This is a genomic window from Streptomyces amritsarensis (assembly GCF_001953875.1).
In the GTDB taxonomy this organism is placed as follows: Bacteria; Actinomycetota; Actinomycetes; order Streptomycetales; family Streptomycetaceae; genus Streptomyces; species Streptomyces amritsarensis.
The window spans coordinates 1-22338 of the sequence record NZ_MQUR01000110.1 but is presented as its reverse complement, the minus strand read 5'-3'; the positions used below and the strand labels follow the sequence as shown (position 1 = coordinate 22338).

17 protein-coding genes, 4 tRNA genes and 1 pseudogene are annotated in these 22338 nt (G+C 71.2%); 9 read left to right on the top strand and 13 right to left on the bottom strand.

What is annotated here, in order from left to right:
* Positions 1-9: 9 nt before the first annotated feature.
* From AVW11_RS31055 to AVW11_RS31030, 6 genes are all read right to left on the bottom strand, one after another.
* The gene (locus AVW11_RS31055) at positions 10-2370 is read right to left on the bottom strand and encodes a flagellar hook assembly protein FlgD (protein ID WP_143568922.1); all 2361 of its coding nucleotides are present in this window, start codon (positions 2368-2370) and stop codon (positions 10-12) included.
* Positions 2371-2520: 150 nt separating this feature from the next.
* A complete protein-coding gene (locus AVW11_RS31050; RefSeq protein WP_076046681.1) occupies positions 2521-4752 on the bottom strand; it encodes a DEAD/DEAH box helicase in 2232 nt (743 codons plus the stop codon).
* Positions 4753-5030: 278 nt separating this feature from the next.
* Positions 5031-5570: a hypothetical protein gene (locus tag AVW11_RS39030; RefSeq protein ID WP_051699453.1), complete on the bottom strand. Its 540-nt coding sequence runs from the start codon at positions 5568-5570 to the stop codon at positions 5031-5033.
* Between the two features lie 86 nt (positions 5571-5656).
* Complete coding sequence (locus AVW11_RS31040) at positions 5657-6031, bottom strand: fluoride efflux transporter FluC (protein ID WP_030839724.1); 375 nt, start codon at positions 6029-6031, stop codon at positions 5657-5659.
* Positions 6028-6543 (bottom strand): FluC/FEX family fluoride channel, encoded by a 516-nt coding sequence (locus tag AVW11_RS31035; RefSeq protein WP_060180106.1) that lies wholly within the window; start codon positions 6541-6543, stop codon positions 6028-6030. Before AVW11_RS31035 ends, AVW11_RS31040 begins: the two co-directional genes overlap by 4 nt.
* Positions 6540-6890 (bottom strand): metallopeptidase family protein, encoded by a 351-nt coding sequence (locus AVW11_RS31030; RefSeq protein ID WP_030012899.1) that lies wholly within the window; start codon positions 6888-6890, stop codon positions 6540-6542. The genes AVW11_RS31035 and AVW11_RS31030 overlap by 4 nt, the downstream gene beginning before the upstream one ends.
* 104 nt (positions 6891-6994) lie before the next feature.
* Here AVW11_RS31030 and AVW11_RS31025 point away from each other — a divergent pair.
* The 3 genes from AVW11_RS31025 (at position 6995) to AVW11_RS31015 (ending at position 7279) form a co-directional block, all read left to right on the top strand.
* Positions 6995-7067: transfer RNA gene (locus AVW11_RS31025), tRNA-Glu, on the top strand.
* A gap of 39 nt (positions 7068-7106) precedes the next feature.
* Positions 7107-7180 (top strand) — tRNA-Asp (locus AVW11_RS31020).
* Between the two features lie 22 nt (positions 7181-7202).
* Positions 7203-7279 (top strand) — tRNA-Phe (locus AVW11_RS31015).
* A 38-nt stretch (positions 7280-7317) separates the two neighbouring features.
* Here the strand turns inward: AVW11_RS31015 and AVW11_RS31010 are convergent.
* The 3 genes from AVW11_RS31010 to AVW11_RS31000 are packed head-to-tail and all read right to left on the bottom strand — an operon-like array spanning position 7318 to position 9464.
* Positions 7318-8154, bottom strand: coding sequence for a cytochrome c biogenesis CcdA family protein (locus tag AVW11_RS31010; RefSeq protein ID WP_030839718.1), 837 nt, complete (start codon positions 8152-8154; stop codon positions 7318-7320).
* Positions 8151-8963 (bottom strand): DsbA family protein, encoded by an 813-nt coding sequence (locus AVW11_RS31005; RefSeq protein WP_079250868.1) that lies wholly within the window; start codon positions 8961-8963, stop codon positions 8151-8153. The genes AVW11_RS31010 and AVW11_RS31005 overlap by 4 nt, the downstream gene beginning before the upstream one ends.
* Positions 8964-9014: 51 nt before the next feature.
* Complete coding sequence (locus AVW11_RS31000; RefSeq protein WP_076046680.1) at positions 9015-9464, bottom strand: hypothetical protein; 450 nt, start codon at positions 9462-9464, stop codon at positions 9015-9017.
* Between the two features lie 111 nt (positions 9465-9575).
* Between AVW11_RS31000 and hrpA the strand changes: the two genes are divergently transcribed.
* Positions 9576-13499 (top strand): ATP-dependent RNA helicase HrpA, encoded by a 3924-nt coding sequence (gene hrpA, locus AVW11_RS30995; RefSeq protein WP_076046678.1) that lies wholly within the window; start codon positions 9576-9578, stop codon positions 13497-13499.
* A 71-nt stretch (positions 13500-13570) separates the two neighbouring features.
* Positions 13571-13644: transfer RNA gene (locus tag AVW11_RS30990), tRNA-Asp, on the top strand.
* Between the two features lie 621 nt (positions 13645-14265).
* On the opposite strand, the gene bldC is transcribed toward AVW11_RS30990, so the two are convergent.
* Both bldC and AVW11_RS30980 read right to left on the bottom strand, forming a co-directional pair.
* Positions 14266-14472 (bottom strand): developmental transcriptional regulator BldC, encoded by a 207-nt coding sequence (gene bldC, locus AVW11_RS30985; RefSeq protein ID WP_003949541.1) that lies wholly within the window; start codon positions 14470-14472, stop codon positions 14266-14268.
* Between the two features lie 568 nt (positions 14473-15040).
* Positions 15041-15895 (bottom strand): DUF8083 family protein, encoded by an 855-nt coding sequence (locus tag AVW11_RS30980; RefSeq protein ID WP_234362342.1) that lies wholly within the window; start codon positions 15893-15895, stop codon positions 15041-15043.
* A gap of 191 nt (positions 15896-16086) precedes the next feature.
* On the opposite strand from AVW11_RS30980, the gene AVW11_RS30975 reads away from it, so the two are divergent.
* Positions 16087-17205 carry a Leu/Phe/Val dehydrogenase gene (locus AVW11_RS30975; RefSeq protein WP_030664648.1) on the top strand — a complete coding sequence of 373 codons (1119 nt, stop codon included), beginning with the start codon at positions 16087-16089 and terminating at the stop codon, positions 17203-17205.
* A gap of 280 nt (positions 17206-17485) precedes the next feature.
* Entirely contained in the window at positions 17486-17749 is a 264-nt protein-coding gene (locus AVW11_RS30970) for a DUF3073 domain-containing protein (protein WP_030839703.1), read from the top strand.
* Positions 17750-17828: 79 nt separating this feature from the next.
* Here the strand turns inward: AVW11_RS30970 and purM are convergent, their stop codons facing one another.
* Together purM and purF are read right to left on the bottom strand one after the other, a co-directional pair.
* Positions 17829-18899, bottom strand: coding sequence for a phosphoribosylformylglycinamidine cyclo-ligase (gene purM, locus AVW11_RS30965; RefSeq protein WP_076046676.1), 1071 nt, complete (start codon positions 18897-18899; stop codon positions 17829-17831).
* 94 nt (positions 18900-18993) lie between these two features.
* Entirely contained in the window at positions 18994-20511 is a 1518-nt protein-coding gene (purF, locus tag AVW11_RS30960) for an amidophosphoribosyltransferase (RefSeq protein WP_030839700.1), read from the bottom strand.
* Between the two features lie 148 nt (positions 20512-20659).
* Between purF and AVW11_RS39145 the strand changes: the two genes are divergently transcribed.
* Together AVW11_RS39145 and AVW11_RS30955 are read left to right on the top strand one after the other, a co-directional pair.
* Positions 20660-20755 (top strand): putative leader peptide, encoded by a 96-nt coding sequence (locus AVW11_RS39145; protein ID WP_338058884.1) that lies wholly within the window; start codon positions 20660-20662, stop codon positions 20753-20755.
* Positions 20756-20871: 116 nt separating this feature from the next.
* Positions 20872-22289, top strand: a pseudogene (locus AVW11_RS30955) (sulfatase-like hydrolase/transferase).
* Positions 22290-22338 lie beyond the last annotated feature (49 nt).

The window sequence follows — 22338 nt, the reverse complement described above, 5'->3', positions numbered from 1 at the left end:
GGCGTCAGTTCAGGGGCGCGCCGGCGGCCGGCCGCCGGTCGGGGGCCGGGTCATGGAGACCGTCCCCGACGTGCTGACCTCGGCTCCCCGGCCGTCGGCCGGGCGGGCGGTGAGCGTCCACTCGTACGCGCCGGAGAAGAGGTACGTGCCGGTGGCGGACTTGCCGTCCCACTTGGGGTCGATCAGGCCGCGCGCGTCGGTGCCGGTGCGCACGACCGTGGTGAGGCCGGACGACGTGTCGCGCACCGTCAGCTTCCAGGAGGAGACCGGCTTGGACAGCCACCAGCGGGCCTGCCAGGTCTTCACCTGCCTGAAGTCGGCGGTGGCGGCGACGTCCTGGTCGATGACCGCGAGCGGTGAGGCGTTGCCGGTCACACCGACCAGGTGCACGGTCTGGCCCGCGTCCGTGTAGGCGAGGCGGCCGCCGAACCGGTCAAGGGTCCAGTCGCTGCCGTACTTCCTCATCTCCTGCGCGATCTCGCGCTCGCGCACGGCCGTGCCGGAGCGCATGTTGTACACCTCCAGGCCGGCGCCCCCCTGGCGGACGACGTAGCCGTCGCCCAGCTTCACGCGGTCGCTCTCGGGTGCGAAGGGCAGGGGGATCCGCTTGCCGGAGGGCATGTGAAGGGCGGCGGGGCCGCCCCCTGAGGCGGGGCACTGCGCGTACAGCCAGTCCCCGGAGACCTGGAGGTCTTCCGGGCGGCAGGGCGCGCCGAGGGCCTGATGGCGCACGGGCTTGCCGGTGTTCAGGTCGGTGGCGGTCACGGCGTTCCCTTCCCCGCGGTCCCAGAGCTGGGAGCCCCACAGCGTGGCGACCGGGGAGGGACTGACGGCCAGGAGCTTCCCGGCGTCGATGTCGGCGACCACCATCCGGGAGTTCTTGTTCTCGGTCACCGTGAACAGCACGTAGCGGCCCGAGGCGCTGTCGATCAGGTACGGGTACATGGCGTCGGTGCCGGGCAGGGGGACCTGGCGGACGGTGCCGCCGGGGCGGGTGTCGCGTACGTTCAGCACGACCCCGCAGAGGTTGACGGGGCTGCCGCAGGCGCCCTCGCCCTTGGTCGAGAGGGAGACGATCCGTCCGTCACCCGTGGGGACGGTCCAGCCGGGGAGCTCGGCCCGGGGCGTGCAGAGCCGCTCGTCCTGCTTCTCGTCGCAGCTCCAGTCGGGGGTCTGCTTCGCCGGGGAGGTCCCGGACACCGGCACCGTGTAGCCCTGGAGGCTGCGGGTGGGGTCCTGCTGCCCGGCGATGAGCCGCCCCTGGGCGAGGCTGAGGGTCAACCGGTCCGCGGGGTTCGGCGGCAGGTCCCGCATCTTGGTCAGCACCGGGGCGCCGTCGGGGCCTGGCGTGATCCGGTACGTGGCCCAGTGGCTGGAGTCGGTGCCACCGTCCAGGTAGCCGGCGCCGTCGGTGCCCGTTTTCAGACCGAACTCCGACCGGGCGAGCAGGGTGCGCGGGGCGCCGCCGCCGACGGGTGCCGCGGTGACCTTGTTGTCCTGGCCGTTGTAGTCCTGCGAGACCACCCAGTCGCCCACGGCGTGCGAGTTCCCGTGCGAGCTGCCGGTGTTGACGGTGCGCGTCACGGTGATGTCGGCGCGGGAGAGAAGGGTCGCCGTGGCGGACCCGTTCTTGCGCAGCGTGACCCACCGGGAGCCGAGCGAGTAGTCGACGCTGATCGGGTCCGTCGCGCCGTCCGGCAGGGCCAGCGGCGTCAGCGTCGCGCGGGCGTAGTCGAGCAGGGCGAGGATCTGCCGGCCGTCGGCCGACCGGTAGGTGAGCAGCGCGCCCTTCTCGTCGGAGGTCCGCACCCACAGCGAATCGGCCGCGATGGGTTCCGGCGCGGTGACGGTGACGTCCTTGCGCGGCTCGTTCTCACGGCCGATCAGGTGCAGGATGAACCGGCCCTGGGCGTCCCGCTCGGTGGCCAGCACCTGGGTCGGCGAGAAGGTGGTGGTCCAGGCCCGGCCGACCGGCGGGGCGAGGGTCTCGGTGTGGCCGGTGGACTGGTCGATGAGGGTCAGCGGACCCGCGGTCGTGGAGGGCTGGTCGCGGAACTCGCAGCCGACGGAGTCGCCGTGGCTCAGCGACACGCCGTAGGGCCCTGAGGGGCAGTCGGCGAGCGGCAGTTCGCGGCCGTCCTCGAAGCTCTTCCAGTACCACCTGCCGGGGCCGGTCCCGGGCCGGATGAGCGTGATGCCCTTCGGTCCGGCCTTGATGAACGATGCGCGCGACGGCTCCTGGTGCGGCAGCGGAGCGATCGTCAGTTCGTCGGCACCCGCCGGTCCTGCGGCTGCCGGTACGGCGGTGAGGGCGCCGATGCCCGTGGCCAGTGCGAGCGCGGCTGCGCCCAGCACACGTGACCTTCTCATGTGTTCCATCCCCCAAGCGAAGCGGCGGGGGGTGGTCGCGGGTTCGCGCTCGCCGTGTCCCCCCAGCGCAAAATTCGGATCGTAGCAAAACGCGGCAGGGCCCCCGCGACCGGAGTCGTGGGGGCCCTGCCTGGGTCAGCTCAGCCGGGGTCAGCCGTTGCGCTTCCAGCGCGGCTTGTCCTCGCGGCGGCCGAAGCCGCCGGAGGGACGGTCGTCGCGGCGGAAGCCGCCACGGTCGCCACCGCGGTCACCGCGGTCGTCACGGTTGAAGCCACCCGACGGACGGTCGTCACGGCGGAAGCCGCCCGACGGACGGTCATCGCGGCGGAAGCCACCACGGTCGCCACCGCGGTCACCACGGTCGTCACGGTTGAAGCCACCCGACGGACGGTCGTCCCGACGGAAACCACCCGACGGACGGTCATCCCGGCGGAAGCCACCACGGTCGCCACCGCGGTCACCACGGTCGTCACGGTTGAAGCCACCCGACGGACGGTCATCGCGGCGGAAACCACCCGACGGACGGTCATCCCGGCGGAAACCGCCCGAGGGACGGTCGTCACGGCGGAAACCGCCCGAGGGACGGTCGTCGCGGCGGAAGCCGCCACGGTCGCCACCGCGGTCACCACGGTCACCGCGGTCGTCACGGCGGAAGCCGCCGCGGTCGCCCCGGTCGCCACCGCGGTTGTCACGGCGCTCGAAGTTGCCGCGGTCGTCGCGCTGGGCGCGGTTCTCCTCGCGGCGCTCCTGCGCGGCGATCTCGGCGGCAGCGGCAGCCGCAGCCGCCGCGACCTCGGCCTCGGCGGCCTCGGCCGCCTCGGCGACGGCGGCCTCCGGGTCCTCGCCCCGCTCACGCGCGGAACGGGCGACCAGGCGGTCGGCCTCCTCGCGCAGCTCGGCGGCGCGGCGGGTCAGGCGCTCGAGCTGCTTGGTGAGCTCGGCGACCTCGCGCTCGGCCTGCTTGGCGGCGTTGTTCGCGGAGTCGGCCTGGACCTCGGTCAGCGAACGCGCACCGGTGATCTCGGCGACCTCCGGCTCGAAGGCGCCGGCGCCCTGGACGATGTGGCGCGAGGCGTCGACGCCCGCGTCCTCCATCAGGCGGAAGATCTGGCGGCGCTGGTGCGGCAGCGCGAGGGAGACGACGACACCGGACTTGCCGGCACGGGCGGTGCGGCCCGAGCGGTGCAGGTAGTCCTTGTGGTCACCGGCCGGGTCCACGTTCAGGACCAGGTCGATGCCGTCGACGTGGATGCCTCGGGCGGCGACGTCGGTGGCGACGAGCGCGTTGACGTAGCCGTCCTTGAAGTCGGCGAGGACGCGGGTACGGGCGCCCTGCGTCATGCCGCCGTGCAGTGCGTCGGCCTTGACGCCGGCCTCGACGAGCTGCTCGGCGATGCGGTCGGCGCCCAGCTGGGTGCGGACGAAGATGATGGTGCGGCCCTTGCGGGCGGCGATGGCGGCCGTGACCGGCGCCTTGTCCTTCGGCTTCACGACGAGCACGTGGTGCGTCATGGTCGTGACGTTGCCCTGGGCGCTGTCGACCTCGTGCGTGACGGGGTTGGACAGGTAGCGCTTGACCAGGGTGCCGATCTCGTTCTCCATGGTGGCGGAGAAGAGCATGCGCTGGCCGCCGCCGGGGATCTGGTCGAGCAGCTCGGTGACCTCGGGCAGGAAGCCCAGGTCGGCCATCTGGTCGGCCTCGTCGAGGACCGCGACCTGGACGTTCTCCAGGGAGCAGGCACCGCGGTTGATGATGTCGCGCAGACGGCCCGGGGTGGCGACGAGGATGTCGACACCGCGCTCCAGAGCGTAGATCTGGTTGCTCATGGAGGTACCGCCGCAGACGACCTTCATCTTCAGGCCGAGGACGTCGCCGTACGGCTGGAGGGCGTCCGCGACCTGCATCGCGAGCTCGCGGGTCGGCGTCAGGATGATCGCGCGGGGCTTCTTCTTCTCGGTGTGGCCGCCGGCCAGCGTGGCCAGGGTCGGCAGACCGAAGGAGAGGGTCTTGCCGGAGCCGGTGCGGCCGCGGCCGAGGATGTCCTTGCCGGACAGGGCGTCCGGGATGGTCGCGGCCTGGATCGGGAAGGGGGTGGTGACACCGTTCTGGGCGAGCTTGCGCACGATGCCCTCGGGCAGACCCAGGTCAGCGAAGGTGATCGTGGGCTCGGCGTCGGCGTCGGCGTCTGCGTCTGCATCGGCGTCGAAGTCGTCGGTGGAGTCCTCGAAGGACCCGCCGTTCACGTCCGCCTCGAGGGCCTCGATGATTCCCTCGGCCTCAGCGGCCTCGATCGCCTCGGTGACCACGAGGGCCTCGGCGTCGATGAGCTCGTTGGAGTCGTTCTCGGGCATGACGGAACGGTCAGAACTGGAAATGGACATGCGAAATGCGAAACCTTCCGGAGTCTCGGCACGCGCCCAAACTCCGTGAATCGCAAATCGACCGCCTCAATGCGGTCAGCCACGGCTAGGGAGAGTACGCGCCACACGGCGCTCTTCGGATTCGGCGCCGGGCAATGGGATCAAACGATCTATAACCATACGCACCCTCCCCCGGGTCTGGCAAGTCGGTCCGGCAGAAACACCTCTGACCTGCCCAAATGCCCACACGGGGAGGGTGCGGCCGCAGCTGCTGGAGCCGCGGCCGACCGCCGCCGCCCCTAGACCTGGGGTGCCGGCTGGGTGGTGGGCTCCGGCTGCGGGCTCGACGCAGGCGGAGTGGGTTCCGTCACAGGGGGCGTCGGAATCGGCGGCTCCGGAGTCGGGCTCGCCGACTGCTGGCCGCCGCCGGAACCGCCCGGACCACCGGAACCCGAACCGCCGGAACCGCCCGTCGACGGCTCCTGGGGGCCCTGCCCGCCCGCGCCGCCGCCCGGTCCCGCCGACGGCGCGGGCACGACCGGCGCCCCGCTCGGCGCGCCCGGGCCGGGGGAGGCCCCCGTCGCGCCGGAGGCCTTGCCGTCCTCCTTGTGCCGGCCGTCCTGGCCCTGCGCACCGTCCTTCGCGCCGTGCCCGTTGCCGCGGATCCCGGAGCCCCGCCCGGAGGCGGTACCCGCACCCGCCTCGGAGCCGGCGCGCCGGTCCGCCGCGGCGGACGGCCCCGGCTTCGCCGCGTCCTCGCCGACACTCATGCAGCCGGCCGTCGCCGCGACCGCGAGAGCGGTGACGGCCAGTCGGAGGGAAGCGGACAACTGGCGCACGGGGGCACCTCCGGAGCCTGGGGACGAGAGGCCCGCAGGAGCGGGTCGATGTGCCCAACTCCCTTTGCCCCGTAAGGGACACGCCCTCAGGCGAACAGTTGTCGCGCCACCTGTGAGCCGAGGTGCACCGCGCCCAGCCCGACCAGCACCGACAGCGCGACGTTCGCCGCGGCCAGAAAGCCCCACCCGCGCTCGGCCAGCCGCAGCGTCTCGTAGGAGAACGTCGAGTACGTGCTCAGCGCCCCGCACAGCCCGGGCCCCAGCAGCAGCACCGCCCACGAGGGGGCGGCCCCGGACAGTGCCGCGCCGGCCAGCGCCCCCAGCACCAGGCAGGCGGCCGCGTTCACGACGAAGGTCCCCCACGGGAAGACCGAATCGTGGCGCCGCTGCACCGCACGGTCCGTCAGGTAGCGCAGCGGCGCACCGACGACCGCGCCCGCCACCACGAACAGCCAGTTCACCGGGCCACCCGCGCCGTCCCCGGCCGCGCCCCCCGGCCCCGCACGGCGAGCCGCGTCGCCGAGGCCGCCGCCCAGACCGCGCCCAGCGCGGCCACCACCGTGAGCCCCGCGTAGGCCAGCGCGGAGCGCGCCTCCCCGTCGTCCAGGAGCCGCGAGAAGTCCAGCGCGTAGGTCGAGAAGGTGGTGAAGCCGCCGAGCACGCCGACCCCGGCGAAGGGCCGCAGCAGCGGATGCGGCGCCGCCCTCCCGCCCTCACTGATCAGCACCATGAGCACGCCGATCAGCGCGCACCCGGAGGCGTTGATCCACAGGGTCGCCCACGGGAACGCCCCCGGCGCCGCCGGCCAGAGCAGGGAGATCCCGTAGCGCGCCGAGGCCCCGACGGCACCGCCCGCGGCCACCGCCGCGAGCACCCGGCCCTGCGGCTCGGCCCGCTGCGCGGGCACGTGCAGGTCGACGTCCGGGTCGATCGCCTCGGCGCCGGGGTCGGCCCGGGAGCCCCTTCGGCTCACCCGTACCCCAGCGCGTGCAGTCGCTCGTCGTCGATCCCGAAGTGGTGGGCGATCTCGTGCACCACGGTGACCTCCGTCTCCGCGACCACGCTCTCCCGGTCCTCGCACATCCGCAACGTGGGATTGCGGTAGATGGTGATCCGGTCCGGCAGCACCCCGGCGTACCACTCGCCGCGGTCCGTCAGCGGGGTCCCCTCGTAGAGCCCCAGCAGCTCCGGATCGTCGGCGGGCGGCTCGTCCTCGACGAAGACCGCCACGTTGTCCATCAGCCGCGTCAGCTCCGGCGGGATCCGGTCCAGGGCCTCTGCGACAAGCTCCTCGAACTCCTCGCGCGTCATCTCCAGCACCGGGCCATTGTCCCTCCGGGGGAAACCGTTTTGGCGATAGCTCCCCGGATCCCATATGCTTCTCACGTCCCCGACGCGCTGGAAAGCGCCCAGGCGGGCCTTTAGCCCTCATCGTCTAGTGGCCCAGGACGCCGCCCTTTCAAGGCGGTAGCACGGGTTCGAATCCCGTTGGGGGTACGCATTACCGTGTGCAAGACTTTGTCTCGCACACTGCAAGGTCCTGTGGAGCAGTTGGTTAGCTCGCCACCCTGTCAAGGTGGAGGTCGCGGGTTCAAGTCCCGTCAGGATCGCTGAGGCCGGAAACGGTCTCGTGGCTGGGTAGCTCAGTTGGTACGAGCGATCGCCTGAAAAGCGATAGGTCGCCGGTTCGACCCCGGCCCCAGCCACCACCAGGAAGGCCCCGTCCATCGGACGGGGCCTTCTGTGGTTACTCCGGCGCCTCCTCCGCCCGGGCCCGGCGGCGCCACTGCACCAGGCCGAAGACCGCCGCCCCCACGGCGACCAGCGCCAGCAGCGCCCCGTCCGGCACCGCGTCCGCGAGCGACCGCACCCGCTGCTCCACCGCGAACGAGTCGTCCACGTCCAGCAGCCCCGGCAGCGCGCTCGCCCCGTCGTAGACGAGGAACAGCACGCCCAGGGTGATGAAGAACAGCCCGGACAGCAGCGAGGTGGTGTGCAGCTCGCGGCCGCCGACGCGGAAGGCCCGGCCGCGCAGCCAGCGCCGCCGGCCCAGATCGAACCGCTCCCACAGCAGGGCCATCACGAAGAGCGGCACGGCCATCCCCAGCGCGTAGACCGCCAGCAGCAGGCCGCCGTACACCGGGCTCCCGCTGACCGCCGCGACCGTCAGGACGCTGCCCAGGATCGGGCCGGCGCAGAAACCGGCCAGCCCGTAGACCGCGCCGAGCGCGTACACGGACAGGGCGGTCGTCGGCCGGATCCGCCCGGACAGCTCCGAGATCCGCTTCGAGGCGAAGCCCAGGCCCAGGATCTGCGCCGCTCCCAGGGCGATGATCAGCCAGCCGCCGGCGAGGACCAGCTGGTCGCGGTTGCTGTGGAAGAACCGCCCCGCGTACGAGCCGGCCGCCCCCAGCGGCACGAGGGTGCTCGCCAGGCCCGCGTAGAAGATCCCGGTGCGGGCCAGCAGGCGTGAGGCGGAGTCGATCGAGTACGCGAAGAAGGCCGGCAGGAGCAGCGCACTGCACGGGCTGAGCAGCGCGAGGAGGCCGCCCAGCAGGGCGGCCAGGTATCCGATGTCGGTCACTGCTGCGCCGCCGCCTCGGCCTGGGCGATGGCGGCGGTGAAGGCGCCGAGCGGCTGGGCCCCGGCGATCGGACGGCCGTTGACCAGGAAGGACGGGGTGGAGGTGACGCCGATGCGGTAGCCCTCCTCCTGGTCCTTCTTCAGGGCCGCCGCGGCCTGCTCCCCGGCCAGGTCGGCCTTGAAGCGCTCCAGGTCGGGGACCCCCGCCTCGCGGGCCAGCTCCAGCAGCCGCGGCTCGGCGAAGCCCTTCTCCTTGGAGCCGTCGGCGTACGCGGCCGCGTGGAAGGCGGCGAACCGGTCCTGCTGCCCGGCGGCCCAGGCGGCCTTGGCGGCCGCCTCCGATTCCGCGCCGAAGATCGGGAAGTTGCGCCACTCGATGCGCAGGGTGCCGTTGTCGACGTACTTCTTCACCAGCTCGGGCTCGGTGTCCCGGGCGAACTTGCCGCAGTAGCCGCACTTGAAGTCGGAGTACTCGATGAGCACGACGGGCGCGTCCGCGCGGCCGAGGGCGAGCTTGTCGCCGGGCTCCCGGCGGGCCAGGGCCCGGAGCGCGGCGGAGGTGTCGCTGCGGGGCGCGGCGGCCGGCGCGGAGCCGGCGGATCCCGCGTCCTTGTCGGCGGGGGCGGTGGCCTGCCAGGAGACGAGGCCGAGGGTGACGGCGGCGAGGGCGACCCCCGCGGAGATCAGCAGGGGCTTCGCGGCGGACTTCGGGCGGGCGCCGCCGTTGGGCCGGGGCCGGGGCTTCGGCTTCGGGCCGGCGTGGGGGTCGGCCTGGGGGTCGGTCGTGGGATCGGGCTTCGACGAGGACATACGGGTGCTCCAGCGATGCGGGTGGTGAGGCGGACCGGGCGTGGACCGCTCCTAGAGCCGCATCACGGACAGCTCCACCGGACCGGGCGCCGGCCGGTCGGGACCGCGTACGGGGACCCGCACGGGCGGCGACGCGTACGGCCGGGCCTCCGCCGGCGCCGGCCGGGCCGGCGGGACCTGCGCGTGCTCGCCCCCGGCGCGCGGGGGGACGGCGGGTGTGCCGCCGTGGCCGGGGCGCGCGGGGGCGCAGGAGGGGCCGCCGCCCGCGACCACCGGATCGGCGTGCGGTGCTTCGCCGGCCGCGGGGGCCGCGGTCGGGGCCGCAGGCTGCACCGGGGCCGGGGGCGGCAGTGCGGCGCGGCCGGCCGCGGAGAACGCGGTCCGGGCCGCGACGGGCGCGGCACCCGGCAGAAACGGTCCGGCAGCGGCGGGGGCCGTCCCGCCCAGCAGCACCGCCAGGACAGCGAGCACGGCGCAGCCGAAGAGGCGGGGGCGGGACAAGGTGGGCTGCCTCTCACTCGTGCGGCCGAGGGACTCGTCCCGAAATGGTACGGGTCCACCCGACAAATGCGTTCGCCACCCGGAGGGCCCAGGTGAGATCCTCGATCAGGTATGTCTACTTCCTTCGCCGCCCTGCAGACGCTTCTCGGTGAGATCTCCCTCCGTGACGCGCACCGCCTCGGCCGCCGCCTCGAAGGCGCCCGCCGCATCCGCAAGCCCGAGGCCAAGCAGGCCGTGCTCGACGAGATCGCCGCGGAGGCCGCGAAGGCCGCCGAGCGACTGGCCGGCCGTGCCTCGCGGATGCCGGAGGTCACGTATCCCGAGAACCTGCCCGTCAGCCAGAAGAAGGACGAGATCGCCGAGGCGATACGCGACCACCAGGTCGTGATCGTCGCGGGCGAGACCGGCTCCGGCAAGACCACGCAGATCCCCAAGATCTGCATGGAGCTGGGGCGCGGCGTCCGGGGCATGATCGGGCACACCCAGCCCCGCCGGATCGCCGCCCGCACGGTCGCGGAGCGCATCGCCGAGGAGCTGAGGTCCGAGATCGGGCAGACCGTCGGCTGGAAGGTCAGGTTCACCGACCAGGTGGACCAGGACGCGACCTTCGTGAAGCTGATGACGGACGGCATCCTGCTCGCCGAGATCCAGACGGACCGCGAGCTGCGCGCCTACGACACGATCATCATCGACGAGGCGCACGAGCGGTCCCTGAACATCGACTTCCTGCTCGGCTACCTGGCGACGCTGCTGCCCAAGCGGCCCGACCTCAAGGTGGTCATCACCTCGGCGACGATCGACCCGGAGCGCTTCTCCCGCCACTTCGGCGACGCCCCGATCGTCGAGGTCAGCGGCCGCACGTACCCGGTGGAGGTCCGCTACCGGCCGCTCCTCGAAGAGGATTCCGAGGACTCCGACCGCGACCAGATCACCGCGATCTGCGACGCCGTCGACGAGCTCCAGGCCGAGGGCCCCGGCGACATCCTGGTCTTCCTCTCCGGCGAGCGCGAGATCCGCGACACGGCGGACGCGCTCATCAAGAAGAAGCTGCGCTTCACCGAGGTCCTCCCCCTCTACGCCCGCCTCTCGCACGCCGAGCAGCACCGGGTCTTCCAGCAGCACACGGGCCGCCGGATCGTCCTGGCCACGAACGTCGCCGAGACCTCGCTCACCGTCCCCGGCATCAAGTACGTGATCGACCCGGGCAACGCCCGGATCTCCCGCTACAGCCACCGCACCAAGGTGCAGCGGCTGCCGATCGAGCGGATCTCGCAGGCCAGCGCCAACCAGCGCAAGGGCCGCTGCGGCCGTACCAGCGACGGCATCTGCATCCGGCTGTACTCCGAGGACGACTTCAACGCCCGCCCCGAGTTCACCGACGCCGAGATCCTGCGCACGAACCTGGCCTCCGTCATCCTCCAGATGACCGCCGCCGGCCTCGGTGAGATCGAGAAGTTCCCCTTCATCGACCCGCCGGACCACCGCAACATCCGCGACGGCGTGCAGCTCCTCCAGGAGCTCGGGGCGCTGGACCCGGCCGAGAAGGATCCGAAGAAGCGCCTGACGCAGATGGGCCGCAAGCTGTCCCAGCTGCCCGTCGACCCGCGGCTGGCCCGCATGGTCATCGAGGCCGACAAGAACAACTGCGTCCGCGAGGTCATGGTCATCGCGGCGGCCCTGTCCATCCAGGACCCGCGCGAGCGGCCCTCGGACAAGCAGACCCAGGCCGACCAGAACCACGCCCGCTTCAAGGACGAGACCAGCGACTTCCTGTCGTTCCTGAACATGTGGCGCTACGTCCGGGAGCAGCAGAAGGAGCGCGGCTCCTCGTCCTTCCGCCGGATGTGCAAGCAGGAGTACCTGAACTTCCTGCGGATCCGCGAGTGGCAGGACATCTACTCGCAGCTGCGCACGGTCGCCAAGAGCATGGGCATCCACGTCAACGAGGCCGACGCCCCCGAGCAGGTCGTCCACGTCTCGCTGCTGGCAGGTCTCCTCTCGCACATCGGGCTCAAGGACACCGACAAGAACGAGTACCTGGGCGCCCGGTCGGCGAAGTTCGCGATCTTCCCCGGCTCGTCGCTGTTCAAGAAGCAGCCGAAGTTCGTGATGTCGGCCGAGCTGGTGGAGACCTCGCGGCTGTGGGCCCGGGTGAACGCCAAGGTCGAGCCCGAGTGGGTGGAGCCGCTGGCGCAGCACCTGATCAAGCGCACCTACAGCGAGCCGCACTGGGAGAAGGACCAGGCGGCCGTGATGGCGTACGAGAAGGTGACGCTGTACGGCGTGCCGATCGTCGCCCAGCGGAAGATCAACTACGGCCGGATCGACCCCGAGGTCTCGCGCGAGCTGTTCATCCGCAACGCGCTGGTCGAGGGCGACTGGCGCACCCACCACAAGTTCTACGCCGACAACCGCAAGCTCCTCACCGAGGTGGAGGAGCTGGAGAACCGGGCGCGGCGCCGCGACATCGTGGTGGACGACGAGACCCTCTTCGACTTCTACGACCAGCGGATCCCCGAGCACGTGGTGTCCGGGGCGCACTTCGACTCGTGGTGGAAGCACAAGAAGCGCGACGAGCCGGAACTGCTCGACTTCGAGCGGGAGATGCTCCTCACGGAGAAGGCGGCCGGGGTCACCAAGGCCGACTATCCGGACTCCTGGCGGCAGGGGCAGCTGAAGTTCCGCGTGACCTACCAGTTCGAGCCGGGCGCGGACGCGGACGGCGTGACCGTCCACATCCCGCTCCAGGTGCTGAACCAGGTCACCGACGAGGGCTTCGACTGGCAGATCCCGGGCCTGCGCGAGGAGGTCGTCACCGAGCTGATCCGCTCGCTGCCCAAGCCGATCCGCCGGCACTACGTGCCCGCGCCCAACTACGCGGGCCGGTTCCTGGCCACGGCCGTGCCGCTGCAGGAGCCGCTGCCGGTGACGCTGGCGCGCGAGCTCCAGCGCATGGTCGGGGTGCCGGTGTCGGCCGAGGACTTCGACCTGACCCGTATCCCGGACCACCTGAAGATCACCTTCCGGATCGTCGACGAGCGACGCCGCAAGATCGCCGAGGACAAGGACCTGGAGGCCCTGCGGCTCAGGCTGAAGCCCAAGGCCCGCCAGGCCCTCTCCCAGGCCGCCGCGGCCACCGCCGAGCGGGCGGGCGGGGAGTCGGTGGAGCGCACCGGCCTGACCGACTGGACCATCGGGTCCCTGAGCAAGGTCTTCGAGACCCGGCGGGCGGGTCAGCCGGTGAAGGCGTACCCGGCGCTCGTGGACGAGGGCGCGAGCGTCTGCGTACGGCTCTTCGACACCGAGGCCGAGCAGCAGCAGGCGATGTGGCTGGGCACCCGCCGGCTCATCCTGCTGAACATCCCCGTGAACCCGGCGAAGTTCGCCTCGGACCACCTCACCAACCAGCAGAAGCTGGCCCTCTCCAGGAACCCGCACGGCTCCATCCAGGCGCTGTTCGACGACTGCGCGACCGCGGCGGCCGACAAGCTCATCGCCGACCACGGGGGCCCGGCGTGGGACGAGGCGGGCTTCCGCAAGCTCTACGAGGCCGTCCGCGCCGACCTGGTGGACACCACCATCCGCGCGGTGAACCAGGTGCAGCAGGTGCTGGCCGCCTGGCAGGCCTGTGAACGGCGGCTGAAGGCCACCTCCAGCCTCGCGCTGGTCGCGAACCTCCAGGACGTCAGGACGCAGCTGGAGGCCCTGGTGCCGGCCGGCTTCGTGACGCTCACCGGGCTGCGCAGGCTGCCGGACCTGATGCGCTACCTGGTGGCGGCGGACCGGCGGCTCCAGCAGATGCCCACGGGCGTCCAGCGCGACACGACGCGCATGGAGAAGGTCCACGAGATGCAGGACGAGTACGCCTGGCTGCTGGAGCAGCTGCCGAAGGGACGGCCCGTCCCGGCAGCCGTCACGGACATCCGCTGGATGATCGAGGAGCTGCGCGTCAGCTACTTCGCGCACGCGCTCGGCACGGCCTACCCGATCTCCGACAAGCGGATCGTGAAGGCGGTGGACGCAGCCGCCCCCTGATCGGTTCGACCGCACCCCCTGAGCTGCTGTACAGTCTGATTCGCAGCCGCCGCCGAGTGGCCGCGAATCAAGGTCCTGTGGAGCAGTTGGTTAGCTCGCCACCCTGTCAAGGTGGAGGTCGCGGGTTCAAGTCCCGTCAGGATCGCAACAACGTCAGGGCCCGTATCCCCCCGGGGATACGGGCCCTGACGCGTTGGCGGACACCTCCGCCCGGGCCGGTTGGGGGACTCCGGCCGCCCGACCGCCGGGCACGGCGCGTGCGCGGGCCGCTCCGCGGCTCCCGAAGACGCCTCCCGGATTCCTGCCCCACGCCTCCCGGGGCTTTCGCCGCCTTCCCGCCCGCCGTCTTCCTGCCTCGCCGACCATGCACGCGGACGGGCTCGCCCCTTCGGCGGGGAATCCCCCGTTCGCATGATGCCCACCGCCACGCACTTCCCCATTACGGGGTGCATTGCCGGATATACAAGAGTGATCATCTGTGACGGGTGTCACCGCATGAGTTTTTCGGACTCACACTTTTATCGCATCCATACGCCCGCTCGATTTAATATGTGCAATGGTACCCACCCGGCAAGGCCACCCGCCGGACTCCCCGCACCCCCCTGACCTGGGCATAAAAAGATCGCGCTGGACCCGGCGGAGTCCAGCGCGATCAAACGACCCGAGAACCTGTTGGGGCAGGCCCGGGCCGTACGAAGCAATGTGGGTTTTCATCGGATTGGGGGATCCGATACAGACCCGTTTAAAGCGGGGTGTTTACGCGACCTCAGGCCTCGCTGCGCTGCTGCGGAATTCCCGCCAGCAGTGCGCGAACCTCGGCCTCGCGGTACCGGCGGTGCCCACCCAGGGTGCGGATGGACGTGAGCTTGCCAGCCTTGGCCCAGCGGGTGACCGTCTTCGGGTCCACGCGGAACATCGTGGCAACCTCAGCCGGGGTCAGCAGCGGCTCGGCATCAGGGGTGCGAGCGGTCATGAGCGGCCTCCTCGGGAGAACCGAACCATCTCGGTTCTTTCCTCTAAATTCTGCACCTTGGCCCGCGTTGCCCGAAATGGACATACGCGGGCCGAGTCGGTTATAGGACGAACGGCTTGTCCTCGGCACTACAACTACACCATCCGTCCAGCCTCGACGGCCAAACCGACGGAATTGCCCTCCGAGGTGTTCATCAGCGGCGGAAGCCCGATGGACCGTCCCATAACGGACAGTCACCCCACTGTGACGATCAGTCACAGAGCGATCAGGAGTCGTCAGACCCCCCGTAGAGTGCAATGCCGAGCATTCCGCCCTTAGTTGGGCGGAAGGAACCCTCCCCGGACTCCTTGTCCTATTTTGGCACGAGGGTAGGGGAAGGGCGCAAGGGTGTGGTTAGTGCGGTCCGTCACGCTTGGGCCAATGGCCCGTATCGGGACGTAGGTCCTGGCACTACGTCCCAAATGCCACACTCAGGCCTCTGATCAGCCAGTTTTGACCGAACGACCGATACGCGGCGGTACGTACGGACCCCTGAAAGGTGAAACCAGCCACACCGGCGACTTTCAGCCTAATTCGCGAAAAGTCGCTCCCGGACCGCCCGCCACCGCTCCGCGAGGCCCCCGTACGTCTCCGCCGCGCTCTCCGCGTCCCCCGCCCGCAGGGCCTCGATGCCCGCCGCGAGGTCACCCGCCGAACGGTCTGCCGCGAGCCGGTCCGCCGGCAGGGCGTGCACCAGCCCGCCGTAGTCCAGCTCGACCATCGAGCGCGGATGGAACTCCTCCAACCAGCTCCCCACCTCCACCAGGCCCTCGGCGAGCATCCCGTACCCCTCCGCGGCACGCAGCGTCCGCAGGGCCCGGGCGAGGCGCCGGCGCGCCTGCACCATGGGCGTCCGGTAGCGCAGCCGCTCCCCCGGCACGTACTCCCGCTCCTCGTCCGCGACCAGCACGAACCAGCGCAGCGGGATCTGCCACACCCCCGTACGGATCCACGGGCGCGCGTCCGGGTTCCGCTCGCGCCAGCGCTCGTACTCCTCGGCCGCCCGCCGACGCGCCCCCGGCGGCAGCGCCGCGTCCAGCACCGGACGCGGGAACTGCTCGACCAGCTCCTCCAGCGCCAGCCAGCCGCGCAGCCGGGTGCGCCACGGGCAGACCAGCAGGACCCCGTCGACCTCCGCGGTGAACGCGTCGGCACTCTCCTGCGCCGGCACCCCCACCAGGGGGACCCGCACCAAGTCGGCCAGCGACCGGTGCAGTTCGTCCTGGGCGGTCGGTGCGCTCCCGCGCCGGGCGTACTGCGCCCAGTGCGTGCGCTCCGGCTCCGCGAAAGCGGCCAGGGGTTCGTAGACGCGCAGGTAGGAGGCGTACGGGACGGCCGGCGCCGAGCGCGCGGAGGGCAGCAGGGGATCGGGGGATTCGGTCACGTTCTCGTACTCCCCTCTTCCGGGGTCGCCTTCACCTCCGGCCCAGTGTTCGCGGGGCCCGGACCGCCCTCGTACACCGAGAGTGTTTCGATCCCCGGACAGGACATCCCCATCCGGCCCACAGGTCTTACTCTGCTCCCAGCACGTCCTCCCCCACCCGCAGGGGGGCGTCTTCCCGCCGCATCTCTTCCATGGGAGTCACCACCGTGACCGAAATGACCGACGGCGTCCTGCACACCCTGTTCCGCACGGAGCAGGGCGGCCACGAGCAAGTCGTGCTGTGCCAGGACCGAGCCACCGGCCTGAAAGCCGTCATCGCGATCCACTCCACCGCCCTGGGCCCCGCCCTCGGTGGTACGCGTTTCCACGCCTACGCCTCCGACGAGGAGGCCGTGCGCGACGCCCTCAACCTCTCGCGCGGCATGTCGTACAAGAACGCCATGGCCGGTCTCGGCCTCGGTGGCGGCAAGGCCGTGATCATCGGTGACCCCGACGTCATCAAGACCGAGGAGCTCCTGGAGGCCTACGGCCGCTTCGTGGAGTCCCTCGGCGGCCGCTACGTGACTGCCTGCGACGTCGGCACCTTCGTCGCCGACATGGACGTCGTCGCCCGTGAGACCCGCTGGGCCACCGGCCGCTCCCCCGAGAACGGCGGCGCCGGCGACTCCTCGGTGCTCACCGCCTACGGCGTCTTCCAGGGCATGCGCGCCTCCGCCCAGCACCTGTGGGGCGACCCGACCCTGCGCGGCCGCAAGGTCGGCGTCGCGGGTGTCGGCAAGGTCGGCCACTACCTGGTGGAGCACCTGCTCGAGGACGGCGCCGAGGTCGTCATCACCGACGTCCGCCAGGAGTCGGTGCAGCGCATCCTCGACAAGCACCCGGGCAAGGTCACCGCGGTCGCCGACACGGACGCCCTGATCCGTGTCGAGGGCCTCGACATCTACGCCCCGTGCGCGCTCGGCGGCGCCCTGAACGACGAGACGGTCCCGGCCCTCACCGCCACGATCGTGTGCGGCGCGGCCAACAACCAGCTCGCCCACCCGGGCATCGAGAAGGACCTCGCGGACCGCGGCATCCTCTACGCCCCGGACTACGTGGTCAACGCGGGCGGGGTCATCCAGGTCGCCGACGAGCTGCACGGCTTTGACTTCGACCGGTGCAAGGTGCAGGCCACGAAGATCTTCGACACCACGCTGGAAATCTTCGCTCGTGCGAAGGCGGACGGCATTCCGCCGGCCGCCGCGGCCGACCGGATCGCCGAGCAGCGCATGGCCGACGGCCGTCGGACCCTGCCGGTGACGGCCTCCTAAGGGCCCGTCGCGGGGCCCGCCGGGGTGCGGCGAGACGGAACTCACTGCACTTCGGCGGGTCGCCCGCCAGGAAAGGGTTAAAATCGCAGCTGACCAGCGAGGACGGGGCGCCTTGTTGGTTCTGCACCGGGGCGCGTCATGCGGGCGGCGTACCGTATGGCCGCGGAAGCAGGTACCGTTAAACCCCTACGGACGGTCTCTCCACGGAGAGCCCGCTCCGAACCATGAACGCGTGTCAGACTCTGGGGCCGTCGAGCCCCGTCACCGAGGGGGTCGAGCCATGGGGCGCGGCCGGGCAAAGGCCAAGCAGACGAAGGTCGCCCGCCAGCTGAAGTACAGCAGCGGCGGGACTGACTTGTCGCGTCTGGCCAACGAGCTGGGCGCATCGACCGCGGAACCGCTGCCTGTCAGCGAGCCGGTCGAGGTAGACGACGACGAGCTGGACGAGGACGACCCGTACGCTCGGTACGCGGACCTCTACAACAGCGATGACGACGACGAGGACGACGAGTCCGGTCCGTCGGCACAGCGTCGCGGCGCTTGACGCCCTGAGGCGTCTGCACGACACGTCAAAGACTGAAACCCGGTCCAGGGCATAGCCCCGGGCCGGGTTTCAGTGCTGCTCAGCGCTCGTAGGAACCGGTGAGGGTCGCACCCTCGGTGTGGTCACCGCGGTCCAGGATCTCGCCCGCGACCCAGGCGTCGACGCCCCGGTCGGCCAGCGCGGTCAGCGCCACGTCCACCGACTCGGCGGGCACGACGGCCATCATGCCGACGCCCATGTTCAGGGTCTTCTCCAGCTCCAGCTGCTCCACCTGACCGGCCTTGCCGACCAGGTCGAAGACCGCGCCGGGGGTCCAGGTCGAACGGTCGACCGCGGCGTGCAGGTGGTCCGGGATCACCCGGGCCAGGTTGGCCGCGAGACCGCCGCCGGTGATGTGCGAGTAGGCGTGCACCTCGGCCGTCCGGGTGAGGGCCAGGCAGTCCAGCGAGTAGATCTTGGTGGGCTCCAGGAGCTCCTCGCCGAGGGTCCGGCCGAGCTCCTCCACATGGCGGTCGAGGGACATGCCGGCACGGTCGAAGAGGACGTGGCGGACCAGCGAGTACCCGTTCGAGTGAAGGCCGGACGAAGCCATCGCGATGACGGCGTCACCCGTACGGATGCGATCCGCACCGAGCAGGCGGTCGTACTCGACGACACCGGTGCCGGCGCCCGCCACGTCGAAGTCGTCCGGGCCCAGCAGGCCGGGGTGCTCGGCGGTCTCGCCGCCCACCAGGGCGCAGCCGGCGAGGACACAGCCCTCGGCGATGCCCTTGACGATGGCGGCGACACGCTCGGGGTGCACCTTGCCGACGCAGATGTAGTCGGTCATGAAGAGCGGCTCGGCGCCGCAGACGACGATGTCGTCCATGACCATCGCGACCAGGTCGTGGCCGATGGTGTCGTACACGCCCATCTGGCGGGCGATGTCCACCTTGGTGCCGACCCCGTCGGTGGCGGAGGCGAGCAGCGGGCGCTCGTACCGCTTGAGGGCGGAGGCGTCGAAGAGGCCGGCGAAACCGCCGAGGCCGCCGAGGACCTCGGGGCGCTGCGTCTTCTTCACCCACTCCTTCATCAGCTCGACGGCGCGGTCTCCCGCTTCGATGTCGACGCCCGCGGCTGCGTAGCTGGCACCGGTGGTCTTCTCTGTCATGACAGGAGAGAGCTTTCGTGTCGTTACTGCGGTTGGTGCGGGGCCCTGGGAAAAGCCTGAAAGACAGGGCCCCGCGCAGGTCGAGCCGGGGACTCTACGGGCGGCGGAGCGCGTCGGCGGCGTCCGTGCCGCCGGCCAGCTCGGTCTCCAGGAGCTGCTTGCCGAGGAGCTGCGGGTCCGGGAGCTCCATCGGGTACTCGCCGTCGAAGCAGGCACGGCAGAGGTTGGGCTTCTGGATCGTCGTCGCCTCGATCATCGAGTCGAGCGAGATGTAGGAGAGGGAGTCGGCACCCAGCGACGTGGCGATCTCGTCGACCGTCATGCCGTTGGCGATCAGCTCGGCCCGGGTGGCGAAGTCGATGCCGAAGAAGCACGGCCACTTCACCGGCGGCGAGGAGATCCGGATGTGGACCTCGGCCGCGCCGGCCTCGCGGAGCATCTTGACCAGGGCGCGCTGGGTGTTGCCGCGGACGATCGAGTCGTCCACGACCACCAGGCGCTTGCCCCGGATGACTTCCTTGAGGGGGTTGAGCTTCAGGCGGATGCCGAGCTGGCGGATCGTCTGCGACGGCTGGATGAAGGTCCGGCCGACGTAGGCGTTCTTGACCAGGCCCGATCCGTACGGAATCCCACTGGCCTCGGCGTATCCGACCGCGGCGGGCGTGCCGGATTCCGGCGTCGCTATCACCAGGTCGGCCTCGACCGGGGCTTCCTTGGCCAGGCGCCGGCCCATCTCGACACGCGAGAGGTAGACGTTGCGGCCGGCGATGTCGGTGTCCGGGCGCGCCAGGTAGACGTACTCGAAGACACAGCCCTTGGGCTTCGCTTCCGCGAATCGGGAGGTGCGCAGACCGTTCTCGTCGATGGCGACGAGTTCACCCGGCTCGACCTCGCGGACGAAGCTGGCGCCGCAGATGTCGAGGGCGGCGGTCTCGCTCGCCACCACCCAGCCGCGCTCCAGGCGGCCGAGGACCAGCGGGCGGATGCCCTGCGGGTCACGGGCGGTGTAGAGGGTCCCCTCGTCCATGAACACCAGCGAGAAGGCGCCCTTGACCTTCGGGAGCACCACGCGGGCGGACTCCTCGATGGTCAGCGGCTTGCCGTCCGCGTCCACCTGGCCGGCCAGCAGGGCCGTGACCAGGTCGGTGTCGTTGGTGGCGGCCACCTGGGTGGCACGGCCGTCCTGACGGGGGAGGTCGGCGACCATCTCGGCGAGCTCGGCGGTGTTCACCAGGTTGCCGTTGTGTCCCAGGGCCAGGGAGCCGTGGGCGGTCGCGCGGAAAGTGGGCTGCGCGTTCTCCCACACGGACGCACCGGTGGTCGAATAGCGGGCGTGACCGACCGCGATATGACCTTGGAGCGAACCGAGGGAGGTTTCGTCGAAGACCTGGGAAACGAGGCCCATGTCCTTGAAGACGAGGATCTGGGAACCGTTGCTCACAGCGATTCCCGCGGACTCTTGTCCACGGTGCTGCAGCGCATACAGTCCGAAGTAGGTGAGCTTGGCGACCTCTTCACCCGGAGCCCAGACACCGAAGACGCCGCAAGCGTCCTGGGGGCCCTTTTCGCCGGGGAGCAGGTCGTGGTTGAGTCGTCCATCACCACGAGGCACGCTCCCGAGTGTAGGCGAGATCGACCACTGGTCCGAATTGGGGACGGCCGGGAAATGTCACAGCACAGAGGGTGACGGGACGCCTCCGTCTCGGTATTCGGATCACCTTGTTGACAGCTACGAAGGCATTCGTACAGGCTCTCGGCCCATGCAGCCTCTCGGTGACCGCGACGTCACCCTCGTCGAGCGCCGGCACGTGGACCTGGTCCGTGTCGCGAGCGCCATCTGTCCCTGCTGCGCGTAGTCACAACTCTTCTTCTCCTTTTCCCTTTTCCGCTCCGCCCCGCCCTGCTCCGCCGTGCCGCGCGCCGTCCCGCGCCCCGCCCGGAGCCGGCCGGCGGACCGTGCCCTGGAGTACCTGTGTCTTCGTACGAGAACAAGCTGTCCCGGCGTGCCTTCACCGGCGCTGTCGGCGTGGCCGCGGCGGCCACCGCCGCAGGCCTGGGAGCCGCCCCCGCCCAGGCGGCCGGGACCCCGTCGGGGGGTCCTTCCGAGCGGGAGTTCCGAGCCTCCCGGGGCCGGCCGTCCCGCCGGCCGAACATCCTGTTCATCCTCGGTGACGACCTGGGCTGGGCCGACCTCTCCGCGTACGGCTCCCCGCACATCAGGACCCCCCACCTGGACCGGCTGGCCCGCCAGGGCGTCCGCTTCACCGACGCCTACGCGGGCTCCGCCACCTGCTCGCCGACCCGGTTCAGCCTCTACACCGGCCGCTACCCGGCCCGGACCAGGGGCGGGCTCGCCGAGCCGACAAGTCCGTCGGCCTGGAACCCACCCACCCGACGCTGGCCTCGCTGCTGCAGGCGTCCGGGTACGCCACCGCGCTGATCGGCAAGTGGCACGCCGGCCACCTGCCCGACTACAGCCCGACGAAGTCCGGCTGGGAGGAGTTCTTCGGCAACTTCGGCGGCGCCCTGGAGTACTACTCCAAGCTGGGCCTGGGCGGCGAGTACGACCTCTACGAGGGCGACGCCGAGTACAAGGACCTGCGCTACTACACCCGGATCATCACCGAGCGGGCGAGCGAGTACGTCTCCCGCGACCACCACGGCAGGCCCTGGCTGCTGAACCTGAACTTCACCACCCCGCACTGGCCGTGGACAGCCGAGGGGGACACCGAGCAGAGCGCCGAGATCGTCCGGCGCATCAAGGCGGGTGACAGGCGCGCCCTGTGGCACCAGGACGGCGGCTCGGTGGAGAAGTACAAGGAGATGGTCGAGGACCTCGACCGGTCGGTCGGCGAGGTGCTGACGGCACTGAAGCGCTCCGGCCAGGAGGAGCACACCGTCGTGGTGTTCTCCAGCGACAACGGCGGGGAGCGCTTCTCCTACAACTGGCCGCTGTCGGGCAACAAGGCCTCCCTCCAGGAGGGCGGCATCCGGGTGCCGAACATCGTGCGCTGGCCCGCCCGGCTGGACGGCGGGCAGGTCAGCCGCGTCCCGGTGTTCAGCCCGGACTGGACCGCCACCCTGCTGGAGGTGGCCGGGGCCCGCCCGCACCCGGCCTACCCGCTGGACGGCGTCAGCCTGGCCGGATACCTGCTGCGCGGCGAGAGGCCCGTCGAGCGGGACCTGTTCTGGCGGGTCCGCGGGGAACGGGCGCTGCGCCGCGGCAACTGGAAGTACTACCGCGGGAAGTCGGGCCGCGACCAGCTGTTCGACCTGGCCGGGGACATCCGGGAACAGGCCGACAAGGCCGCCGTGGAACCCGCCCGGCTGGCGGAGCTGCGCGCGGCCTGGGAGGCCGTGGACGCGGGGCTGCTGCCCTACCCGGCGTGAGCCCGCCGGGGCGGGCGGCCCGTGGTCCGGCCGCCCGCCCCGGCGGCCC